This window comes from Denitratimonas organivorans (assembly GCF_037478135.1).
Taxonomy (GTDB): Bacteria; Pseudomonadota; Gammaproteobacteria; order Xanthomonadales; family Xanthomonadaceae; genus Denitratimonas.
On record NZ_JBBHDV010000022.1, the window covers coordinates 1 to 20,697 of the forward strand.

Genomic DNA, 20,697 nt, shown 5'->3' on the forward strand with positions numbered 1-20,697 from the left:
CCCCAGGGAGCCGCACATCTTACACCGGTTTTCCTTGCTGTCAACACCTCAAGGAGCCGATTTCTTCCCGCCGACCCATCCGGAAACTCCGTCTGTGGTCAGCGAGCCGGCCATTATAGGCCACAGAAAGGAAAATGCAAGACCTCATCGATGCGGGGATTGCAGCCGGTGGCTTCCGTTCAGGATCCGGCGATCAGCCGCACCCGGGCGAAGTTGCGTTTGCCCACCTGCAGCACGCCTTCGAAGCCCGGGGTGAACACGCTGCCGGCGTCTTCCACCACCTCGCCATCCACCCGCACCGCACGCTCCTTGAGCTTGCGATTGGCCTCGGAGTTGGAAGGCGTGATGCCGGCAGCCGTGAGCAATGCCGCGATGCGCAGTCCTTCGGCCGGCACCACCACGTCCTGCAGCGGCAGCAGCGAGGTGTCGCCCTGCCCGGTGACCGCCGCGTGCCAGCCGGCGATCGCGGTTTCGGCCGCGGCCGCGTCGTGGAAGCGCGTGGCCAGCTCGCGCGCCAGGCGCAGCTTCACCTCGCGCGGGTTGAGCGCGCCCGAGGCCACCTCGGCCTTGAGCCGCGCGGCCTGCTCGATGCCGATGTCGAAGCTCAGCAGCTCGATCCAGTCCCACATCAGCTCATCGCCGATCTTCATGGTCTTGTTGACGAAGTCGATCGCCGGATCGGTGACTCCGATGTAGTTGCCCAGCGACTTGGACATCTTGTTGACGCCATCCAGGCCCACCAGCAGCGGCATGGTCAGCACCACCTGCGGCTTCTGGCCGTGGTGCTCCTGCAGCGCGCGGCCCATCAGCAGGTTGAACTTCTGGTCGGTGCCGCCCAGCTCCACGTCGGCCTTGAGCGCGACCGAGTCATAGCCCTGCACCAGCGGGTAGAGGAACTCGTGGATGGCGATCGGCTGCTGGGCGCCGTAGCGCTTGGCGAAATCATCGCGCTCCAGCATCCGTGCCACGGTATGGGTGGAGGCCAGCCGGATCATGTCGGCCGCGCCCATGGTGCCGAACCACTCCGAGTTGAAGCGCACTTCGGTGCGCTCCGGATCCAGCACCTTGAACACCTGCGCCTTGTAGGTCTCGGCGTTGGCCAGCACCTCGTCGCGGGTCAGCGGCGGGCGGGTGGCGCTCTTGCCCGAGGGGTCGCCGATCATTCCGGTGAAGTCGCCGATCAGGAACACCACCGTGTGCCCCAGATCCTGGAACTGGCGCATCTTGTTCAACAGCACGGTGTGACCCAGATGCAGATCGGGCGCGGTCGGGTCGAAGCCGGCCTTGACCCGCAGCGGGCGGCCCTGACCCAGTCGGGCCTTGAGTTCTTCGCGCTTGAGGATTTCGTCGCTGCCACGGGCTAGCAGCTCCATGGCGTCATCAACAGCCGTCATGGCCGGTCCTTCCATATAAGTGTGGGGCAGGGGCGGGCATCGCAGAGGCCCGCAAGCCGGGCAGCTTACGACGATCCGCTCCGCGGCGGCAGCACCGGGCATGGATCACAGTCTGCACCGGGCTGGATTTCGTTAACTTCACGTTAAACCCGTTCAGGAAAAAAGCCATTGCGAACAAGGGTTTGACCTCACTACTTCAACATGGTTATCGTTCGGCCACTTGCAGATACCGCGCAGCGGTGCCGGGACGATTGAATGTACGGAAACAACACTCGCCAGCCAGAGGGCGAACGCGCTGCGCGCGCATGCGATACCGATCCTGACGCACATCCCCGGTCCACCCGGGTGGCTCCTCGTCCCACCACCACACAGTCGCGCCGCGAGAAGTGGCTGCTGGCCAGCATGGTGGCCGCGACCGTCTCCCTGACCGCCGCGATCGGCCCCGGTTTCGCCAATGCCTCGCTGGACGATTACCAGGTGCAGCGCTGGGTGCAGCCGCTGCCGCTGCCCGAACCCGAAACGGCCGCGATTGAACATGAAGCCGACGCCGACCACGCCGCCGAGATTGCCGAGGTTCCGCAATGGCGCCAGGTCGAGATCCAGTCCGGGCAGACGATGGGCGCGGTGTTTTCCTCGTTGTCGCTGTCCCATCGGCAGCTGCACCGGCTACTGGAACAGCCTTCGCTGCGCGAGCCGCTGACCCGGGTGCGGGCCGGTGCGCGTTTCGAATTCGACATCGATGCGGACAACACCCTGCGCGGGCTTCGTTTCGAACGCGACGAGGCCAGCTTCGTCACCGTGCTGATCGATGGCGACAGCATCGAACAGCAGGTCACCGAGCGCGACATCCAGTACCGCGTCAACATGGCCAGCGGGCTGATCGAAGGCTCACTGTTCGGCGCCGCGTCGAAAGCCGGCATCGGCAACGGCACCGTGCTGGAGTTGGCCAAGGTCTTCGGCTACGACATCGACTTCACCCAAGACCTGCGCGTGGGCGATCGCTTCAGCGTGGTCTACGAGGAGGTCTACCGCGACGGTGAACGCCTGCGCAGTGGCGATATCGTGGCGGCCAGCTTCCTCAACCAGGGCAAGCTGTATCACGCCTTCCGCTACACCTTCGCCGATGGCCGCAGCGAGTATTTCGACCGCGACGGCCGGCCGATGAAGAAGAGCTTCCTGCGCGTGCCGGTGGAGTTCACCCGCATCAGTTCGCAGTTCACCACCGCACGCAAGCATCCGGTGCTGGGCACGATGCGCGCGCATCGCGGCGTGGATTATGCGGCGCGTACCGGCACGCCGATCATGGCCGCCGGCGAGGGCCGGGTCAGCTTTGCCGGCTGGCAGAACGGCTACGGCCACACCGTGATCATCGACCACGGACGCGGCTACACCACGCTGTACGCGCACCTGTCCAAGTTCGGCAAGTACCGCAAGGGCACGCGCGTGCGACAGGGCGACACCATCGGCTACGTCGGCAGCAGCGGCCTGGCCACCGGCCCGCATCTGCATTACGAATTCCGCGTCAACGGCGCGCACCGTGATCCGCTGAAGGTCACTCTGCCCAAGCCCGAGCCACTGCCGAAATCCGAGCTGGCACGCTTCCAGCAGCAAACCCAGCCCCTGCTTGCCAAGCTCGAACTGCTCGACGGCAAGCAGCGCTATGCGGCGCGCTGACGCCTCATCTTCCGGGCTCCATCTTGGTCTGATCTCGGGTACCAGCGTCGACGGCATCGACGCGGCGCTGGTGCACTTCGAAGATACGCAGGCCGCGCCCACTCTGGTGGCGGCACATACCTTTGCCTACACACCGGAACTGCGCAAGGAAATCCTGGCGTTGTCGCAGGCCGCGGTCAGCGTCGATCTGGATCGCGTGGCGCGCCTGGATCACCGCATCGGTGCCGCGTTCGCCGAGGCCGCATCGACGCTGTTGCATGACCACGCCATCGCGCCGGAACAGGTCCGCGCGATCGGCTCGCACGGGCAGACGCTGCGTCATGCGCCGCACGGTGATTTTCCGTTTTCCTGGCAGATCGGCGATGCCAATCTGATCGCCGAACGCACCGGCATCACCACCATCGCCGACTTCCGCCGCCGCGATGTTGCCGCCGGCGGGCAGGGCGCACCGCTGATGCCGGCCTTCCATCAAGCCATGCTCGCGCCGTGCGGCGAAGATACGGCGGTATTGAACCTGGGCGGCATCGCGAACCTGACCCTGCTGCCGCGCGCGGGCGAGGTGTCCGGTTTCGACACCGGCCCGGCGAATGGCCTGATGGACGCCTGGATGCTGGAGCACTGCGCCCAGGGCTTTGATGCCGATGGCCGTTTCGCCAGCAGCGGACAGCCCGACGAGGCATTGCTGGCGGCGCTGCTGGCCGAACCCTGGTTCATGCTGCCACCACCGAAAAGCACCGGCCGCGACCTGTTCCATCTGGCCTGGCTGCGCCGGCATATCGGCGCGCGCGAACTGGCTGCGGCCGATGTGCAGGCCACGCTGCTGGAGCTTTCCGCGCGCAGCATCGTGCAGGCCCTGCGGTGCACCCAGGCCGGCACGCGGCGCTTGTTCGTCTGCGGTGGCGGCGTGCACAACGGCGCGCTGATGCGGCGTCTGGCGCAACTGCTGCCTGATGCGTCAGTCCAGAGCACCGCGGTGCTGGGCATCGACCCGGACTTCGTCGAAGCCATGGGTTTCGCCTGGCTGGCGCGGCAGACGCTGGAAGGACTGGCCGGCAATCTTCCGGCGGTGACCGGCGCCTGTGGCCCGCGTGTGCTGGGCGCGATCCATCCGGCCTGAGCTTTTCGAACTGCGTGGAATCTGCCCCGTGCAACCTGCATGGGCGCAAGCGCCCGGGCGTCAGTAGGGCGTATCGTCCGGCAGGCTCTGCATCGCCTTCATCGCCTCGGCCAGCGCGCGGGACTCGTCGTCCTCGAAGGTGCCGGCCAGGCGTGCGATATCGCCCGGCACCGGTGCATCCGGCTGCACCATGCCCAGAGCTTCCTTGATCAGGCGCAGAATCACGTCATTGATCGGCCAGCCGCGTTCGCGCGCGATGCGCTTGATGCGATCGGCGACCTGGGGTTCGATGTCACGGACGAGAAAATCAGGCATGGGAGATCGAAGGCCTTGTGATGTCTACGGCGCGATCCCCTGTTCCGATACACGCGCAGCGCCTGCGGCAACATAGCATGGCCGCATGCAATTTCGCAGGCATCGCAAGCCCGGGATCAGCGTTCATCGGAAGAAGCCTCCCGTTGCCCGGCCAGCGTCACGCGCGGGCGCAGCCAGAAGAACAGCAGCATCGCCGGCAACGCGATCACCGCGCTGAGCACGAAGTAGCCGGCATAGCCTTGACCGGCCTCGACAATCGCGCCGGAAAAAAACCCCAGCAGCTTGCCTGGCAACATGATCAGTGACGAGAACAGCGCGTACTGCGTCGCGGTATAGCGCGTGTTGACCAGCGCCGACATGTAGGCCACGGCGGTGGTGCCGAGGAAGCCCTGCGCGAGGTTTTCGCCGGAGATCACCAGCGTCAGCAAGGCCAGATCGCCGTTGGCCCCGATCAGCGCCAGGTAGAGCAGGTTGCTGGCCGCGCCCAGCGCGATCGCGGCGAACAGCGGCCAGTGCACGCCCCAGCGCGCCACCGCCAGACCCCCCAGGAACACCCCGGCGATGCCGACCCAGATGCCGTAGACCTTGGTCACCGCCGCGATTTCGGTCTTGCTAAAGCCCTGGTCCAGATAGAACGGCCCGATGATGCCGCCGACCAGCGCCTGATCGGAGATCTTCATGCCGAGAATGAACAACAGCAGCGCGAAGGCCACGCGTCCACCGAAGCGCCGGAACACATCAGCGAACGGTTCCACCACGCCTTCCTTCAGGCCCGCGACCCAGCCGACCACCCGCACCCGCACCACATCCGGTTCGCGCGCCAGCAGGCAGGCGACGATGGGAATCAGCGTGCACAGCGCCATCACCCGGTAGACGCTGGACCAGGCCACGTGATCGGCCAGCACCAGCGCCAGCGCACCGGACACGATCAGCGCGATGCGGTAACCCAGCGAATAGGTCGCCACCAGCGCGCCCTGCGCTTCCGGCGGCGCGATTTCCACGCGGTATGCGTCCACCGCGATGTCCAGCGTGGCACCGGCGAATGCCACGATCAGGGTCAGCGCGATGAACGGGCCGAGCTGTTCCGGCGTGACCTGCGCCATCGCCAGCAGACCGGCGCCCACGCACAACAACGCCAGCATCAGCCAGCCGCGGCGCAGACCCAGACGGCCCAGCAACGGCAAGCGCCAGCGGTCCACCAGCGGCGCCCACAGGAACTTGAACGAATACGCCAGCCCGGCGCTGGCGATCATCGTGATGTTACGCAGCTCGATGCCGCCTTCGCGCAGCCAGTACGCCAGTGTCACGCCGACCAGCAGAAACGGCAGGCCCGAGGCGAATCCGAAGAAGAACATCGTCCACGCCGACGGTGCCGCGAACGCGGCCAGCGCGCCTCGCCAGCCGGATGCACGCGCGGGCGCGGCGCCACTCACAGCGCGTAGTCCACCGTGAACGGCGCGTGGTCGGAAAAGCGCGGATCGCGAGCCACCGAACAGGCCCGGATGCGCTCGCGCAGGGCCGGCGTGGCGAGCTGGTAATCGATCCGCCAGCCGACGTTGTTGGCGCGCGCCTGGCCACGGTTCGACCACCAGGTGTATTCGTCGCTGACCTCGGGTTTCAGCACCCGGAACGCATCCGCCCAGCCGGTTTCCGGCTGCGGCGAACCATCACCGCAGGCATCGGCGATCAGCGCATTCATCCACGCGCGCTCGGACGGCAGGCAGCCGGAATTCTTCTGGTTGCCGCTCCAGTTCCTGATGTCGTTGCGGGCGCGCACGATGTTCCAGTCGCCGCACAGCACGTAGTCGCGCCCGCTGGCCAACCACTGGTCCAGGATCGGCCGCAGCCACGCCATGACCTCGAACTTGAAGCCCTGGCGCAGCTCGCCCGACGAGCCAGACGGGATGTAGAACGACACCACGCTCAGGTTGCCGAAGCGCGCCTCGATGTAGCGGCCCTCGTCGTCGAACGGCGCCCAGCCCAGTGCGGTGCGGATTTCGTCGGGTTCGCGCCGGCTGTAGATCGCCACGCCGCTGTAGCCCTTCTTCGTGATCGCATCACGGAACGCCACGTGATAGCCGGGTGGGCGAAAGGCCTCGCCGGCCAACTGGTGTTCCTGCGCCTTGGTTTCCTGCACGCACATCACGTCCACGTCCTGAGCGTGGAACCACGGGAAGAAATCCTTGTTCACCGCCGAGCGGATGCCATTGGCATTGAAGGTCATGATCCGCATTGCGGCCCTCCGGGGAAAAGCGTCGATGATACGGGCGGCGCCGCGTGCGTGCCGGCATACGGCGCTTCTGCATCACGCTGCGACCGCGCATCGATGTGCCGGACATTGCACCGGATCCGTGCCGGAAACACGCCATCCGAACATCCTGATGCATTGCGACACGAAATTTCACAATCAACGTGCTAGCTTCCACCTCGGCGTGCTCGGGGGGGCCACGCCGAACCAACCACCATCAGGAGAGACTCATGCTTGTACGTACCGGCGTGTTCGCCAGCGTGCTCGTCGCGCTTGGCCTGGCTCTGCCCGCAGCTGCACTGGGGGGCAATCCCGACCGATTGCCGCAGCTGTCCATCAACGATGCTGCATCCATCACCGCCTCCGTCCACTGGGACGAAGACCCGGCCATGCTGGCCCGGCTCAAGGCCGAGGAAATCCAGCTCAGCGCGATCCGTGCGGCGTTCCCGCCGTTGTTCGCGCAGGCCTATGCGCAGTACCCGCAGATCCCGGAAGGAGTGCTGGAGGCAATCGCCTATTCGCAGAGCCGCTGGCTGCCACTGGCCGCCGACACCGATCACGGTGAAAACCATCACCACATGCCCAGCGCGCACGGCGTCATGGGCCTTTACGGCGGTGAAGGCTTCACCGACCAGCTCAGCCAGGCCTCGGCGCTGCTCGGGGTACCGGCCGATGTGATTGCCAGCGATGACCGCTACAACATCCTGGCCGCCGCCGCGCTGCTGGCGCGCGAGATCGATGCTGATCGCGGCAACCGGCGCGGTGCCAAGGCCGCACCCGCACCGGAAGACATCGCACCGGCGCTGGCACGTTATGCCGGCTTCACGCCGCAGGAAGGCAAGAGCGCGGTCGATGATTTCGCCCGCAACAGCTTCGCCTTCGACGTGCTGCTGGCGCTGGACCGCGGTGTCAACGAAAAGGGCATGGTCGTGCCCGAGCGCGCGGTGCAGTGGGAAAAGGCCTTCAGCACGGAAAAACTGGTGCAGCTGCGGGCGCCGTTCGTGCGGCTGGATCTGGGCAAGGACCTGATCGATACCGGCGATTACGCCATTGATCCGGTCAGCGAAACCCTGGTCGACATGAGCCCGGCCAAATCCGCCGATGCCGCCGCCAAGAGTGCGGATTACGGCCCGGCGATCTGGAACGCCGCACATTCGAGCAACTACACCGCGTCGCGCAGTGCCGCAGTCAGTGCCGTGACCATCCACACCGCGCAGGGCAGCTATGCCGGCACCATTTCCTGGTTCAAGAACTCCGCCGCCAACGTCAGCGCGCACTACGTGATCCGCAGCTCCGATGGCCAGGTCACGCAGATGGTGCGCCACGCCCATACCGGCTGGCACGTGCGCAACCACAACAGCTACACGCTGGGCATCGAGCACGAGGGCTACGTCAACAACAGCTCCTGGTACACCACCGCGATGTACAACGCCTCGGCGGCGCTGGTGCGGCACTTCTGCGCCAGCTACAGCGCAATCAGCTGCGCCTCGGCCTACAAGGGCGCGCCCAGCAGCGGCATCAACGTGCTGGCCGCCAGCGTCAAGATCAAAGGCCACCAGCACTTCAGCGGCAACACCCATACCGACCCGGGCATAAACTGGAACTGGTCGCGCTACCACGGCCTGCTGAACCCGGGCAGTGGCGGCGGTGGCACCGGTACCACCCGCATTCTGGCTTCGTTTGAGAGCACGGTCGGGCCGTTCAACACTTCGCCGGCCTACTCGGGCAGCACCACCGGCATTTCCACCGCTTCCACCGCGCAGCGCGACTGCTCGATGCGTAGGAACGGCAACTGCTCGCTGCAGGTGAAGCTGGTCGACAACCCGAACACCTCGGCCGCCTGGGCGGTACGTCTGCTGTCCGGTGGCGGCAGTCCCGGTTCCAACACCGCGCTGACTCGCGCCAACGGCAAGGTCGGGTTCTGGGTGTATTCCGGCGGCACCGGCATGAGTGCGGCACTGGGCATCGATGACAGCGACGGCACCGAGCGTTCGATTGCACGCACCATCCCGGCCAATACCTGGACCTATCTGGAGTGGAACCTGGCCGATGCCAGCCAGTGGAATGCCTGGGTCGGCGGCAACGGTGCGATCACCGCCTCCAGCGTGACCCTGGATGCGATCTGGTTCTACCGCGCCCAGACCGCGTACAACGTCTTCGTCTACATCGACGACGTGCAGATCAGGAACTGACCGCTTCGTGCATCAATTGAAAAGGGCGTACCGGGACATCGGTGCGCCCTTTTTTGTTCCCGGGGTTTGGAAGAAAGCACAACCTGACTCCGGCAGGACGCCGCATCCCGACCGGCCATGAGCGCTTTCCGCTCGGTCAGGGCGTCCTGCCCTGACTCGCGCGCAAAACATCCATGTTTTGCTTGTCGCACTCATGGCCTTCCGGAACACGGCTGATGTCCGCCAGACCTTCAATCCGACGAGCAGCGACAGGCTGCTTTTGCCATGCGGCCACAACAAATGGCCGGCAGGCGCCCCGGGCCGGGTATTGCGGAAAGCAGCGCACGGATGCGCTGCGGCGGCGAGTTCGGCCATGGATGGCCGACCGAGCCGGGAAGCAATGCCCGGCCCGGGGCGGCGTCAAACCGGAGACACCACCCACAACACCCTCAACCGATACCCATGCTCCGCAACAGCGCCGCCGTCGCGGCACCGGCGATCACCACCAGCAGGAACGGCGCACGCAACAACAGCGCCACAATGGCCACCGCCAATGCTCCAACGCGGGCATCGATCACCAATTTCTGTCCATCGGCCAGGGTATTGCTGACCACCAATGCTGCCAGCAGGCCCACCGTCACCAGCGCGGTCACGCGCGCCATTCTTGGCCCACTCATCGCCTGCGGCGGCACCAGATAACCGGCCAGCTTGGTAACGAACGCCACCGCACAGGCCAGCAGCAGCCAGATCCAGTCGGCACTCATCATCCGCGCTCCGACACCAGCCAACCCCAGACCACCGCGACGCAGGCCGCCACCAGAATCGGGACACCCGGCGGCACCCATGGCAACGCCAGCGCCGTCGCGAGCGCACAGACCACCGCCACGGCCACCGCTTCGCGCCCGCGCAGACGCGGCCACAGCAAACCGATGAAGGCCGCCACCGCCGCACCATCCAGACCCCAGCTTCGCGGATCACCGACCGCATCGCCGAGCAACGCGCCCAGTGCGGTGAACAGGTTCCACAGCAAAAACACGCCCAAGCCTGCGACCCAGAAGCCGCGACGCTGTTCATCAGGCTCAGGCTGGGCCAGCGCCGTGGCCGCCGATTCGTCGATCGTCACCTGCGCCGCCAGCCATTTGCGCCAACCGTGTGGCGCCAGCATCCGGTTCACCTGCACCCCGTACACCGCATTGCGCACCCCGAGCAGACTCGCCGCGCCCAGCGCCGCCGCACCGGTGCCACCGCCGCCGATCACGCCGATATAGGCGAACTGCGAGCCGCCGGTGAACATCAGCAGGCTGAGCGCCATCGTCTGCCAGAAATCCAGCCCGGCCGCGACCGCCAGCGCCCCGAACGAGATCCCGTAAAACCCCGTCGCCAGCGCAATCGACAAGCCCATGCGGGTGGCAGGCGTCAGGACGGGTCCAGGCATGGGAATCACAAAGCTGCGAAAATCGGGGCCGGCATCATGCCAGCAAACGACGAACCGCTTGTTTCAGTTGCGGACGCTGATGTGGCCTTGTGATTCAGCCCATTTTGGTAAAAAAGGGTATATTGGGACTACCCTCAAGGAGGTCCCACCATGTCCGCACCCCATCCAACCCGTTACGGCAGCCTCGACCACCTGCCGCGCACACCGGCCTCGGATGTGAAGAAGCTCGGCTGGCGCGGCGTGATGGAAGCCGTGCAGAACGAAGGCAGCGTGCTCATCACCAACCACGGACGGCCCGAAGCGGTGATCGTCCCGGTGGCCGAATACGAGCGCCTGCAACGCGGCAGCGACACCGTGCTGGAAGCCTTGCGGCGTGAATACGATGAGCGGCTGGCCTGTCTCAATGAGCCGGGTGCGCACGAGATCCTCGACAGCCTGTTCGATACGCCTACCGATCTGGGCGGCAAGATCTTCACCGGACACGAGTTCTGACCGGTGCCCCGACCACGGATCGTGGTGCTTGGCGGCGTCAACGGAGCCGGCAAAAGCTCTATTGGCGGCGAACGTCTCAGGCACGCAGGCGGCAACTGGTTCAACCCGGATGATTACGCACGCGACCTCATGGCCGCTGCTGGAAACACACAATCAGACGCCAATATGGAAGCCTGGCAGGAAGGCGTGCGCCGCCTCGATCGCGCCATCAGGACCGGGCGCACACATGCTTTCGAGACCACCCTGGGCGGCAACTCCATTGCCGCCCGATTGCGTGACGCCGCCGCCAGTCATGACCTTTTCATGTGGTACTGCGGGCTGGATTCACCCGAACACCATATCGCCCGGGTGCGGGCACGCGTGGCACGTGGCGGCCATGACATCCCAGAGCGGAAGATTCGCGAACGCTACCTGTCCTCACGCGCCAACCTGATAGCCCTGTTGCCTTATCTGACGCGGCTGCATGTCTACGACAACAGTACGGATGCCGTCATCGGCCAACCCATGCCCAACCCGCGCCTGCTGCTGCAAATGGAAAACGGAAAGATCACCTCGCGTACCGACGCCGACACGCTGCGCAGCATCCCGGACTGGGCCAAGCCGATCATGGAAGCCGCGCTGCGGATGCAGTGAGCAGCACATCATCGGCACCACATCAACCACCGCATCAACCCTCGCTCCAGAACAGACGGCCCCGCCAAAGCGGGGCCGTGTGTTCCTGTCAATCCAGAGGTTCGGGAATCAGGCCACGGCTTGCTTCTTTTCTTCGTAGAACTGCTCTTCTTCGGTCGAACCGGTCAGTGCGGTGACGCTGGAGGCGCCGCCCTGGATCACGGTGGTGACATCGTCGAAGTAACCGGCACCCACTTCCTGCTGGTGCGAGACGAAGGTGTAGCCCTTCTCGCGCGCGGCAAATTCCGGTTCCTGCACCTGCTCCACGTAGTGCTTCATGCCTTCGCCGCGAGCGTAGTCGTGCGCGAACTTGAAGGTGTTGAACCAGTTGATATGGATGCCGGCCAGGGTGATGAACTGGAACTTGTAACCCAGCGCCGAGAGTTCTTCCTGGAAGGAGGCGATCTGGCTGTCGTTGAGGTTCTTCTTCCAGTTGAAGCTGGGCGAGCAGTTGTAGCTGAGCAGCTTGCCGGGGTTCTTTTCCAGCACCGCCTGCGCGAATTCACGCGCGAAACCGATGTCCGGGGTGCCGGTTTCGCACCACACCAGATCCGCATACGGGGCGTAGGCGATACCGCGCGAGATCGCCTGTTCCAGACCATTCTTGACCCGGTAGAAACCCTCGGCGGTGCGCTCGCCGGTAACGAAGGGACGGTCGTTGGCATCAAAATCCGAGGTCAGCAGATTCGCGGCCTCGGCGTCGGTGCGCGCCAGCACGATGCTCGGCACGCCAAGCACGTCGGCCGCCAGACGCGCGGCGACCAGCTTCTGCACCGCTTCAGCGGTCGGCACCAGCACCTTGCCGCCCATGTGACCGCACTTCTTGACCGCCGCGAGCTGGTCTTCGAAATGCACGCCGGACGCACCGGCCACGATCATGTTCTTCATCAGCTCATAGGCGTTGAGCACGCCGCCGAAACCGGCCTCGGCATCGGCCACAATCGGCAGGAAGAAGTCGATGGCGTCCTTTTCATCGAGCTTGCCGTCGGCGATGTTCTTCCACTGGATTTCATCGGCGCGTTGGAAGGTGTTGTTGATGCGACGAACCATCGTGGGCACCGAGTCGTAGGCGTACAGCGACTGGTCCGGATACATGGTTTCCGAGGTGTTGCCATCGGCCGCGACCTGCCAGCCGGACAGGTACACCGCTTCCAGCCCGGCCTTGGCCTGCTGCATTGCCTGCCCGGCGGAAATCGCGCCGAAAGCGTTGACGTAGCCCTTTTTGGCATCGCCGGAGACCAGCTTCCAGAGCTTTTCCGCACCGCGACGGGCGAGGGTGTGCTCAGGCTGCACGCTGCCGCGCAGGCGCACGACATCGGCGGCGGAATACGGGCGCTTGACCAGCTTCCAGCGCGGGTTGGTGTCCCAGTCTTTCTGCAGGGCGTCGATCTGTTGTTGGCGAGTGGTCATGGGTGTCTCCGGGAGTGGGGAATAGGGAATGGGGAGTGGGTGGTAAAGCCGTGATTCGGGAGTGGGGAGTGGTAAAGGCAGGAAGGTGGGGGAGGGCGGGAAAGCCTGGAGCTCAACGATTCCCGATTCTCCATTCCCAATTCCCGGCCGCTCAAATTCGCTCGTAAGCCGGAAGCGTCAAAAAATCCGCCAGCTCATCCGCATGGGTAAGCTCGGCCAGCAGCGCGGCGGCTTCGCGCACCTTGCTCTGGCCGGGGAGGTCGGTTTCGGACAGGCAATGCGTTACCCGTGCCAGCACCGCGTCGAACAGGGCGAAGTCGATCGGGGCGCCGTCTTCGAGGATCTGCTCGCCGATGTGCAGCCACTGCCACAACTGGGTGCGGCTGATTTCGGCGGTGGCGGCGTCTTCCATCAGGTGATGGATCGGCACGCAGCCCAGGCCATCGAGCCAGGCCGCCAGGTAGCGCACACAGACATCGATATTGGCGGTGAAGCCGGCGCGGGTGATGTTGCCGACGCTGGGCGCGATCAGGGTGTCGCGGCTGACCTCGACATCGTCGCGCGCCACATGCAGGTTGTTGGGGCCGGGCATGTGCTCGTCGAAGATCGTCGCGGCGATCGGGATCAGCGCCGGATGCGCGACCCAGGTGCCGTCATGGCCGTTGCTGACTTCGCGCAGCTTGTCGGCCCGCACCCGCGCCATGGCCTGTTCGTTGGCTTCCGGATCGCTATTGATCGGAATCTGCGCCGCCATGCCACCCATCGCGAACGCGCCACGGCGGTGGCAGGTCTTGATCAGCAGCTGCGAGTACGCGCTCAGGAACGGCACGCCCATATTGACCTGGGCACGCTCGGGCAGCACCCGCGTCGCATCGCGGCGAAAGGTCTTGATGTAGGAGAAGATGTAATCCCAGCGCCCGCAGTTGAGCCCGACGATGCGGCCGCGCAGCGCGTGCAGGATCTCGTCCATCTGGAACACCGCCGGCAGCGTTTCGATCAGCACCGTGGCCTTCATCGTGCCGATCGGCAGGCCCAGGCGCACTTCGAGGAAGGCCATCACCTCGTCCCACAGCGCGGCTTCTTCCATCGCCTCCAGCTTGGGCAGGTAGAAGTACGGGCCGCGATCGCGCGCATGCAGCGTGGCGGCGTTGTGCAGCGCGAACAGCGCCAGATCGAAGATGCCGCCGGAAATCCGGTGGCCATCGACCAGCACATGCTTTTCCGCCAGATGCCAGCCGCGCGGCCGCACGAACAGCACGGTGCCGGCGTCTTCACGCAGGGCGTAGTGCTTGCCGGGCTTGCCGTCTTCACTGGCCGGTGCGGTGTAGCTGATGTCGCCGCGCACCGCATCACGCAGATTGACCTGGCCATCCATCTGGTTGGCCCAGGTGGGGCTGGTGGAATCCTCGAAGTCGGCCATGAACACCTTCGCGCCGGAATTCAGCGCGTTGATGATCATCTTGCGCTCGACCGGGCCGGTGATCTCGACGCGACGATCCTGCAACGCGGCCGGGATCGGTGCCACGCGCCAGTCCGATTCGCGGATGGAACGGGTATCGGCGCGGAAGTCGGGCAGTTCGCCGGTGTCGTAGCGCGCCTGGTTCGCGCGTCGTGCAGCCAGCAAGGCCTGGCGCTGCGGCTCGAAGCGGCGATGCAGTTCCACCAGCAACGCCTGCGCCTGCGGCGTGAGCACCTGCTGGTAGTCCTGGCTCAGCGTGCCGGTGATTTCGATGCCTGGGCTGTGGGAAGCGTCGGCCATGGCGGCCTCCTCGGGTCGTACTGGGTCGGGTAGCCAACGTATGCGGCAGGTGCACATTTGCCAATACAAATGTTTCAATGAATAGTATTAACATTCCTGATAATACGTTTTCATGAGCTGATTTCCGGTGAGCGCCAAACCTCCCCGCTTCTACTACAAAGGCAGCAGACTCAAGCAGTTGCGAGCCTTCTGTGCAGCCGCGCGGCTGGGCTCGGTGACCCGTGCCGCCGAGGCGCTTTTCCTCAGCCAGCCGGCCGTGAGCCTGCAATTGGGCGCGCTGGAGAGTGAGCTGTCGGTCAAACTTTTCGAACGCCAGGGCCGACGCCTGAACCTCACCCACGAGGGCGAGGAGCTGTACGAACTGGCCCGGCCGCTGGTCGATGGGCTGGATTCGCTCGAAGGCGAGTTCAAAAGCCGGCTGCGCGGACTGTCGGCCGGCGAACTGAACATCGCGGCCGGCAGCTCCACGATCCTGTACTTCCTGCCGCTGCTGGTCGAAGCCTTCCGCGAAGCGCATCCGGAGGTGCAGCTCAAGCTGCACAACGTCACCGGCAAGGACGGGCTGGCGATGATCCGTTCCGACGAAGTGGATCTGGCGGTCGGTTCAATGCTGGATGTCCCCACCGATCTGGATTACGCACCGGTGCGCAGCTTCGATCCGATGCTGATCGCGCCGCTCGGCCATCCGCTCGCCACCGCGCACCCGCTGACGCTGGAAGACCTGTCGCCCTACGGCCTGATCCTGCCGCCCAAACGCCTGACCACCTATCGCCTCGTGGATCTGGTGTTCCAGCAGCGCCGCGTGCCGTACACCGTGGCATTGGAAGTGGGCGGCTGGGAAATCATCAAACAGTACGTCGCGATGGGCCTGGGCATCTCGATCGTCACCGGCATCTGCCTGACCGAGTCCGACCACGAGCGCCTGGCGGTGCGCAACCTGCGCGCCTACTTCCCGCCACGCAGCTACGGCGTGGTGATCCGCAAGGGCAAATACCTGTCACCGCAGGCGCGCGCGTTTGTGGATCTGGTCAAACCGGCGATGTTCACCCGCCGTGACGGGTATGAAACCGGGCATTCGGAGCGGTGAGGTGGGCTACTGAAACTGCGTACGCGCCCATCCATCTGCTGTTGCACCGCCTAAACACATGAAAGCGTGTCAGCCCCCGAAGCAGCCAAACCGATAACAAAAAATCGCCGGGAGCGGTTTTTGACATCGCGTAATCATGGCCCGAAGGGTGACCGCCATGTTGATTCTCGTGAACGTTTGAACGTCTGGCCTCGTCTCGCGGGTGAGCAGGGCTTTCGAGCGGCATGCCGCGAGCCTGCGAACGCCAGTCCGCATGCAAGCGGACTGGCCGGAATGATGGCTCGGGAAACCATCCCACCGCAAAGCCGAATACACGAATGCAACCGCTCCCGTTTGCCGGAGTTGAAGCAAAAGCGTCAGCAGGATGGAAAATGCAGAATCACATGCCGTGAAGCTAGCGCTTCACAAAATCCTGCCGGATGGGATTGACAGGGGAGTCCATACATGAATTGTTAGCCATCACAGTCAGCCGCTAAGAATCGCTCTGAACTCAGCCTCAAGCTTTGATCTTGCAGCGGGCACTTCCTGCTCCATGAACTCCCAAGCCTTCATCCAGGCGTCGTGCTTCTTCTCAAGAACCGTTGCCGGAAGGTTTTCGTCCTTGTGGCGCAAGTACATACTGAATCTGGTGATGTGCTTCCGAATGCCTTGGATCAACTGGTCAATTGAATCGCAGAGCTCGGTAGTGGGCAGATAGATGCGATTCTTGTCAAAGTATTGAAAGAAGGCGACCAGACTGTTGTGAGCATCAAGGTACTTCTCGTCCTTACCGGGCTCTCCAGCCCATTCCATTGGGGAGGCAAAGGTCGATGCCTTCCAGTATGCCTCCGTAAGTAGCGAGTAGAGTTGCCCAATGACCTCTGCTCGCTTTTCGTGGAGCCGCTGGAATCTGACCGCATGTTCTGTCGCTTGCATGCTCAACTGCGAGCGAAGCCGCTCAGTCTCTACGGCTGTTTGAGCCTGCAGTTGCGCCTTGTGTGACTCGAGCTTCTCGTCATACTCGTGCTTGATTGCATTCTTCAAGCGCTCTGATATCCAAGAGCGAAGAAGCCAGAATAGAGCTCCGCTCAGCGCCAGGCTCAAGGCGCCAGATAGAATTAGTTGGGTGCCGAAATCAATCATCGTGATGGCTAACGCCGTGCTAACCGGCCGCGGGCCGATAGTGGTTGGTTTGAAAGTAACATGTCCCCGCAGGTCCGGTTGAGCACATAGTTAGATTGATTCTACGGGAGCTGTGCCTCTTCGGTCGTTTCGCGATTTGGGGTTGCTTCAAGCAGCTCACGCCTTTCCGGCTCTGGAACCGACTCTTGGGCTTTCTCGGACCTCTTGGAGAAATCATCCCCGAATGCGCTCCTGTAAGCGTCTAGGAACGCGTCCTGCTTCCTGAACTCCCGGAACAACGGCCAATCTCTATAGTCCAGTGCCGACACAACGCCGTCGGCGCCGATTCGGCAAACGAGCTTGGCCGCGCCCGGCCAGTCCTCTCTAAGGACGGCGTCGGCAAGCCGAAACTGGTCGCTCTTGGCCGACCAATCCACAGCTCTCATTATCTTCTTGCAGCGCTCGTGATCTCCTGACCATTTATAAGCTTGCGCACGGTTTACGATCAGTGCGAGCTTTGTCACCTCATTAGCGTGAGACCTCATCCCCTCACATGCGAAGTCAAGCAATCTAATTGCGAGTGGATACCTTCCGGCCTCGATGAGCTCATAGGAAGTAGATATTAGGCTGTTGTCAGCCTTCTCGCGCTCATCTGGAAAAAGCTTTCTCCACAGCACGTGCGCTAACTTAATCCCGATCTCGTATATGCAATCGTGCGCGCTCTTGAAGTAGTCCTGCGGAACTCCTAGTCGCGCGCCCTCCTTCTGCCCCTCAGTAAGCTTCGCGCCGTGGGACCTGCAAACGGCCATGTACTGCGACGAGACAACGCCATCTGTATGGACAAACAGGTTGCGCCGCTCGGTCAGCTCTACGAAGGTTGGCCATGACTTCAAGTCCTTAGTGAGAGGCAGAGCAAACGCCTTCTCCATCCACTTGAACTGGTCTGAATGGCTGGACCTGAGAATTGATTCGACTTCCTTCTCTAGAATGTACTCGCGCGCAGCGTCGATGGAAGTAAAGTGTTGAAGAGCTTCAAACGTAATCTTGCGATCGGATCCGTTCAATAGCTCCGGCTTCTTCAGAAATATTGCCCGGAGGAGGCGACCAAGAAAGGCGTCGTACTGTGAAACGAGAGATACGAGGAGGCTTCGTGGAAGCAGGTCTCTCGATAGATCGAAATGCTCAAAACGCTTGAAAAGGTTCTTCCACTCTCGGTAGTGCTCGTTGGGAACCTCTACCGACCTCTTGTCTCCATCCTTCTCGACCGTGCAGGCCTTCTCTTCAAATGCGTGAAGCTCCGTCCGGCTATGCTTCGACATCTCCTGGAGCGCATAAACTAGACCGATGAGGACGTGCCCAATTGAGTCAATATGCTTGACGAACAGTGCGATTTCGGAACCAATCTTAGGAAGTTCCTTGTCGGCGATGGGGGTTGCCGGAAGCTCTGGATCAGACATGGCGGGGCACTCCAACGAACAATCTAACACCGGAGATAAGCCGAGTGGCGAAGCCACTTCGGCTTGATTGATCGAATGGACTCCCCCCGCGTCGCCACACGGCTTCGATGAGCCAGACTGAAGGTGTTCGCCATCAGGACACGGGATCACGGGAGGAGTCCGCCATGCACGCTACCACCAAACCTGTTCGCAATGAATCGTCCACCGCCGTCACGCTGGCGGTGGATCTGGCCAAGGATGTGTTCGAGCTGGCGTTTGCCGATGCAGCGGGGCGCATCGTGGAGCGCAAGCGGCTCAAGCGCGAGCCATTTTCCGAGTGTCTGGAAAATCGCGCTCCGTTGCGCATCGTGATGGAAGCCTGCGGTTCGGCGCATGCCTGGGCCCGGCGCTTTATGCAGCTCGGTCATTCGGTGGAACTGCTGCCGGCGCAGCATGTGCGCCCGTATGTCCGGCGCAACAAGACCGACCGCGCCGATGCCGCCGGGTTGCTGGAAGCGGCGCGCTGTGGCGATATCCGCCCGGTGCCGGTGAAGACGCAGGAACAACAAGGCACACAAGGGTTGCACCGCATCCGCGAACACCACAAGGCCGAGCGCACCGCTGCGATCAACACGGTACGCGGGTTGCTGCGCGAGTTCGGATTCGCCATTCCCGCCGGCACCAACAAGGTGCGGCCTGCGGTGCTGGCGGCGCTGGAAGATGGCGACAACGATATTCCGATGGACCTGCGTCACGCCCTGGCTGGGCTGCTGGAGCGCATCGTGTCCTGCCAGGAAGCGATGACCGCCATCGAGAAGCAACTGGCCGACATCGTCCAACGTGATACCCGCAGCCAGCGCCTGATGGCCGCCAGCGGTGTCGGGCTGATCACCGCCACCGCGATGAGCGCCGGTATCGGCGACTTTGCCCGATTCCCCAGTGGCCGGCACTTCGCCAGCGCCTTGGGCCTGACCCCGCGCGAATACTCCAGCGGCGGCCAGCGCAAACTCGGGCGCATCACCAAACGAGGCGATGTGTATTTGCGCACGTTGCTGATCCACGGCGCACGTTCGGCCCTGGTGGCCGCGCACGCCGCCCGAAAACGCGGCCAGCCGCTGGATCGCACCCAGCATTGGGCGCTGGCGCTGGCCGAACGCAAAGGCCACAACAAGGCCGTGGTGGCGCTGGCCAACAAGACCGCGCGACGGCTCTGGGCGGCCGAACACCACGGCGCGAGTTTCGATCCCGAACACGTCAGCCGCCGAGAACAACAGGCCGGCTGATTCCCTTTCACCTCAACCCAATTACCGCGTTACCGATTCACCGCAGCAAGAAACACCGCAATACCGTTTACCCGTTCTGCTGTTGCACCGCCTCAACTCATGCAAGCGTGTCGGTCCCCGAGACGACCAAGCCGATAACAATGTTGATCTTCGTGATCGTTTGAACGTCTGGCCTCGTCTCGCGGGTGAGCAGGGCTTTCGAGCGGCATGCCGCGAGCCTGCGAACGCCAGTCCGCATGCAAGCGGACTGGCCGGAATGATGGCTCGGGAAACCATCCCACCGCAAAGCCGAATACACGAATGCAACCGCTCCCGTTTGCCGGAGTTGAAGCAAAAGCGTCAGCAGGATGGAAAATGCAGAATCAAATGCCGTGAAGCTGGTGCTTCACAAAACCATGCCGTCAGGGGTTGACGGGGGAGTCCATACACGCATTGTTAGGTGATGTCGCCGGATGCGTCAAGAGGAAGAAGCATAACGATGTCTCTTTGGGAATCAGTACCTAGCTGGAAGACGTGCTCACCCACCTCGACGAAACCCAGTTTCCGGTAGAACGAGATTGCCCTAGGGTTTTTCTCCCAAACTCCAAGCCAAGCAATGCTGCAACCGCGTTGTCGCAAGGCCGAAATACTCGAATCCATAAGCGCCTGCGCAACTCCTTTGCCATGATACTCACCTGTGACGTAGATGCGATGGATCTCGCCGCGAGTCATACCTGGGACGCAACGCGGCGCTGGCGCAGCAAGGCGCAGCTGAGCATAGCCAACGAGACAACCCTGACTATCAACAACAAGCGTGATAGTGGCTTTATTCGTGATCTCAGATGCCTGGATAGCTTCGCTATAGCTACGGCGGCAGTACACATCCATGTCCTCAGACGTGTTCACGAGCCCGAATGTCTCTCGAAAAGTGGTCTCGGCTAGCGTGGCAAGTGCCGGAGCGTCCGCAACGGTTGCCGCTCTAATGGTGTGTGAGAAAGCTTCCATCCATCACCTAACGCCGGAATTAAGCCGCCGCCGCGTGCGGCGGTCGGCTTGAATGATCGAATGGACTCCCCCCGCGTCGCCACACGGCTTCGATGAGCCAGACTGAAGGTGTTCGCCAT

18 protein-coding genes are annotated in these 20,697 nt (G+C 63.4%); 7 read left to right on the plus strand and 11 right to left on the minus strand.

Features of this window, described 5'->3' with window-relative positions; all coding sequences use genetic code 11:
- Positions 1-179: 179 nt before the first annotated feature.
- The gene (gene tyrS / locus WDB66_RS14890) at positions 180-1,394 is read right to left on the minus strand and encodes a tyrosine--tRNA ligase (protein WP_339399388.1); all 1,215 of its coding nucleotides are present in this window, start codon (positions 1,392-1,394) and stop codon (positions 180-182) included.
- 345 nt (positions 1,395-1,739) lie between these two features.
- Between tyrS and WDB66_RS14895 the strand changes: the two genes are divergently transcribed.
- Both WDB66_RS14895 and WDB66_RS14900 read left to right on the plus strand, forming a co-directional pair.
- Positions 1,740-3,068, plus strand: a complete 1,329-nt coding sequence (locus tag WDB66_RS14895) for a peptidoglycan DD-metalloendopeptidase family protein (RefSeq protein ID WP_339399389.1) — start codon at positions 1,740-1,742, stop codon at positions 3,066-3,068.
- Positions 3,055-4,185, plus strand: coding sequence for an anhydro-N-acetylmuramic acid kinase (locus tag WDB66_RS14900; protein ID WP_339399390.1), 1,131 nt, complete (start codon positions 3,055-3,057; stop codon positions 4,183-4,185). Before WDB66_RS14895 ends, WDB66_RS14900 begins: the two co-directional genes overlap by 14 nt.
- Positions 4,186-4,245: 60 nt before the next feature.
- On the opposite strand, the gene WDB66_RS14905 is transcribed toward WDB66_RS14900, so the two are convergent.
- The 3 genes from WDB66_RS14905 to WDB66_RS14915 all read right to left on the minus strand — a co-directional run bounded on the left by WDB66_RS14905 (position 4,246) and on the right by WDB66_RS14915 (position 6,733).
- Positions 4,246-4,500, minus strand: a complete 255-nt coding sequence (locus tag WDB66_RS14905; protein WP_339399391.1) for a hypothetical protein — start codon at positions 4,498-4,500, stop codon at positions 4,246-4,248.
- Positions 4,501-4,616: 116 nt separating this feature from the next.
- Complete coding sequence (locus tag WDB66_RS14910) at positions 4,617-5,933, minus strand: AmpG family muropeptide MFS transporter (protein ID WP_339399392.1); 1,317 nt, start codon at positions 5,931-5,933, stop codon at positions 4,617-4,619.
- Positions 5,930-6,733, minus strand: coding sequence for an exodeoxyribonuclease III (locus WDB66_RS14915; protein WP_339399393.1), 804 nt, complete (start codon positions 6,731-6,733; stop codon positions 5,930-5,932). Before WDB66_RS14915 ends, WDB66_RS14910 begins: the two co-directional genes overlap by 4 nt.
- A 245-nt stretch (positions 6,734-6,978) precedes the next feature.
- Here WDB66_RS14915 and WDB66_RS14920 point away from each other — a divergent pair, with 245 nt between their 5' ends.
- The gene (locus WDB66_RS14920; RefSeq protein ID WP_339399395.1) at positions 6,979-8,940 is read left to right on the plus strand and encodes an N-acetylmuramoyl-L-alanine amidase; all 1,962 of its coding nucleotides are present in this window, start codon (positions 6,979-6,981) and stop codon (positions 8,938-8,940) included.
- A 428-nt stretch (positions 8,941-9,368) separates the two neighbouring features.
- Here the strand turns inward: WDB66_RS14920 and WDB66_RS14925 are convergent, their stop codons facing one another.
- Together WDB66_RS14925 and WDB66_RS14930 are read right to left on the minus strand one after the other, a co-directional pair.
- Entirely contained in the window at positions 9,369-9,683 is a 315-nt protein-coding gene (locus tag WDB66_RS14925; protein WP_339399396.1) for an AzlD domain-containing protein, read from the minus strand.
- Positions 9,683-10,354, minus strand: coding sequence for an AzlC family ABC transporter permease (locus WDB66_RS14930; RefSeq protein ID WP_339399397.1), 672 nt, complete (start codon positions 10,352-10,354; stop codon positions 9,683-9,685). Before WDB66_RS14930 ends, WDB66_RS14925 begins: the two co-directional genes overlap by 1 nt.
- A gap of 150 nt (positions 10,355-10,504) precedes the next feature.
- On the opposite strand from WDB66_RS14930, the gene WDB66_RS14935 reads away from it, so the two are divergent.
- Positions 10,505-10,846 (plus strand): type II toxin-antitoxin system Phd/YefM family antitoxin, encoded by a 342-nt coding sequence (locus WDB66_RS14935; RefSeq protein ID WP_339399398.1) that lies wholly within the window; start codon positions 10,505-10,507, stop codon positions 10,844-10,846.
- A gap of 3 nt (positions 10,847-10,849) precedes the next feature.
- Positions 10,850-11,479, plus strand: coding sequence for an ATPase (locus WDB66_RS14940; protein WP_339399399.1), 630 nt, complete (start codon positions 10,850-10,852; stop codon positions 11,477-11,479).
- Positions 11,480-11,587: 108 nt separating this feature from the next.
- Here the strand turns inward: WDB66_RS14940 and aceA are convergent, their stop codons facing one another.
- Both aceA and aceB read right to left on the minus strand, forming a co-directional pair.
- Entirely contained in the window at positions 11,588-12,928 is a 1,341-nt protein-coding gene (gene aceA / locus WDB66_RS14945; RefSeq protein ID WP_339399400.1) for an isocitrate lyase, read from the minus strand.
- A gap of 151 nt (positions 12,929-13,079) precedes the next feature.
- Positions 13,080-14,687: a malate synthase A gene (gene aceB, locus WDB66_RS14950; protein WP_339399401.1), complete on the minus strand. Its 1,608-nt coding sequence runs from the start codon at positions 14,685-14,687 to the stop codon at positions 13,080-13,082.
- Between the two features lie 127 nt (positions 14,688-14,814).
- Here aceB and WDB66_RS14955 point away from each other — a divergent pair, with 127 nt between their 5' ends.
- Positions 14,815-15,774: a LysR family transcriptional regulator gene (locus WDB66_RS14955; RefSeq protein WP_339399402.1), complete on the plus strand. Its 960-nt coding sequence runs from the start codon at positions 14,815-14,817 to the stop codon at positions 15,772-15,774.
- A 465-nt stretch (positions 15,775-16,239) separates the two neighbouring features.
- Here WDB66_RS14955 and WDB66_RS14960 read toward each other — a convergent pair whose 3' ends face one another.
- On the minus strand, positions 16,240-16,896 hold the full coding sequence (locus tag WDB66_RS14960) for a hypothetical protein (RefSeq protein WP_339399403.1): 657 nt from the start codon (positions 16,894-16,896) through the stop codon (positions 16,240-16,242).
- 101 nt (positions 16,897-16,997) lie between these two features.
- Complete coding sequence (locus WDB66_RS14965; protein WP_339399404.1) at positions 16,998-18,332, minus strand: hypothetical protein; 1,335 nt, start codon at positions 18,330-18,332, stop codon at positions 16,998-17,000.
- A 164-nt stretch (positions 18,333-18,496) separates the two neighbouring features.
- On the opposite strand from WDB66_RS14965, the gene WDB66_RS14970 reads away from it, so the two are divergent.
- On the plus strand, positions 18,497-19,594 hold the full coding sequence (locus tag WDB66_RS14970; RefSeq protein WP_339399405.1) for an IS110 family RNA-guided transposase: 1,098 nt from the start codon (positions 18,497-18,499) through the stop codon (positions 19,592-19,594).
- Positions 19,595-20,029: 435 nt separating this feature from the next.
- On the opposite strand, the gene WDB66_RS14975 is transcribed toward WDB66_RS14970, so the two are convergent.
- The gene (locus tag WDB66_RS14975; RefSeq protein WP_339399406.1) at positions 20,030-20,578 is read right to left on the minus strand and encodes a GNAT family N-acetyltransferase; all 549 of its coding nucleotides are present in this window, start codon (positions 20,576-20,578) and stop codon (positions 20,030-20,032) included.
- Between the last annotated feature and the right edge of the window lie 119 nt (positions 20,579-20,697).

What these genes read in the sequence shown, in the direction of transcription:
- tyrS (WP_339399388.1), bottom strand. Translation starts at nt 1,394, where the DNA reads ATGACGGCTGTTGATGACGCCATGGAGCTGCTAGCCCGTGGCAGCGAC.
- WDB66_RS14900 (WP_339399390.1), top strand. Translation starts at nt 3,055, where the DNA reads ATGCGGCGCGCTGACGCCTCATCTTCCGGGCTCCATCTTGGTCTGATC.
- WDB66_RS14905 (WP_339399391.1), bottom strand. Translation starts at nt 4,500, where the DNA reads ATGCCTGATTTTCTCGTCCGTGACATCGAACCCCAGGTCGCCGATCGC.
- WDB66_RS14915 (WP_339399393.1), bottom strand. Translation starts at nt 6,733, where the DNA reads ATGCGGATCATGACCTTCAATGCCAATGGCATCCGCTCGGCGGTGAAC.
- WDB66_RS14920 (WP_339399395.1), top strand. Translation starts at nt 6,979, where the DNA reads ATGCTTGTACGTACCGGCGTGTTCGCCAGCGTGCTCGTCGCGCTTGGC.
- WDB66_RS14925 (WP_339399396.1), bottom strand. Translation starts at nt 9,683, where the DNA reads ATGAGTGCCGACTGGATCTGGCTGCTGCTGGCCTGTGCGGTGGCGTTC.
- WDB66_RS14930 (WP_339399397.1), bottom strand. Translation starts at nt 10,354, where the DNA reads ATGCCTGGACCCGTCCTGACGCCTGCCACCCGCATGGGCTTGTCGATT.
- WDB66_RS14935 (WP_339399398.1), top strand. Translation starts at nt 10,505, where the DNA reads ATGTCCGCACCCCATCCAACCCGTTACGGCAGCCTCGACCACCTGCCG.
- aceA (WP_339399400.1), bottom strand. Translation starts at nt 12,928, where the DNA reads ATGACCACTCGCCAACAACAGATCGACGCCCTGCAGAAAGACTGGGAC.
- aceB (WP_339399401.1), bottom strand. Translation starts at nt 14,687, where the DNA reads ATGGCCGACGCTTCCCACAGCCCAGGCATCGAAATCACCGGCACGCTG.
- WDB66_RS14960 (WP_339399403.1), bottom strand. Translation starts at nt 16,896, where the DNA reads ATGATTGATTTCGGCACCCAACTAATTCTATCTGGCGCCTTGAGCCTG.
- WDB66_RS14965 (WP_339399404.1), bottom strand. Translation starts at nt 18,332, where the DNA reads ATGTCTGATCCAGAGCTTCCGGCAACCCCCATCGCCGACAAGGAACTT.
- WDB66_RS14970 (WP_339399405.1), top strand. Translation starts at nt 18,497, where the DNA reads ATGCACGCTACCACCAAACCTGTTCGCAATGAATCGTCCACCGCCGTC.
- WDB66_RS14975 (WP_339399406.1), bottom strand. Translation starts at nt 20,578, where the DNA reads ATGGAAGCTTTCTCACACACCATTAGAGCGGCAACCGTTGCGGACGCT.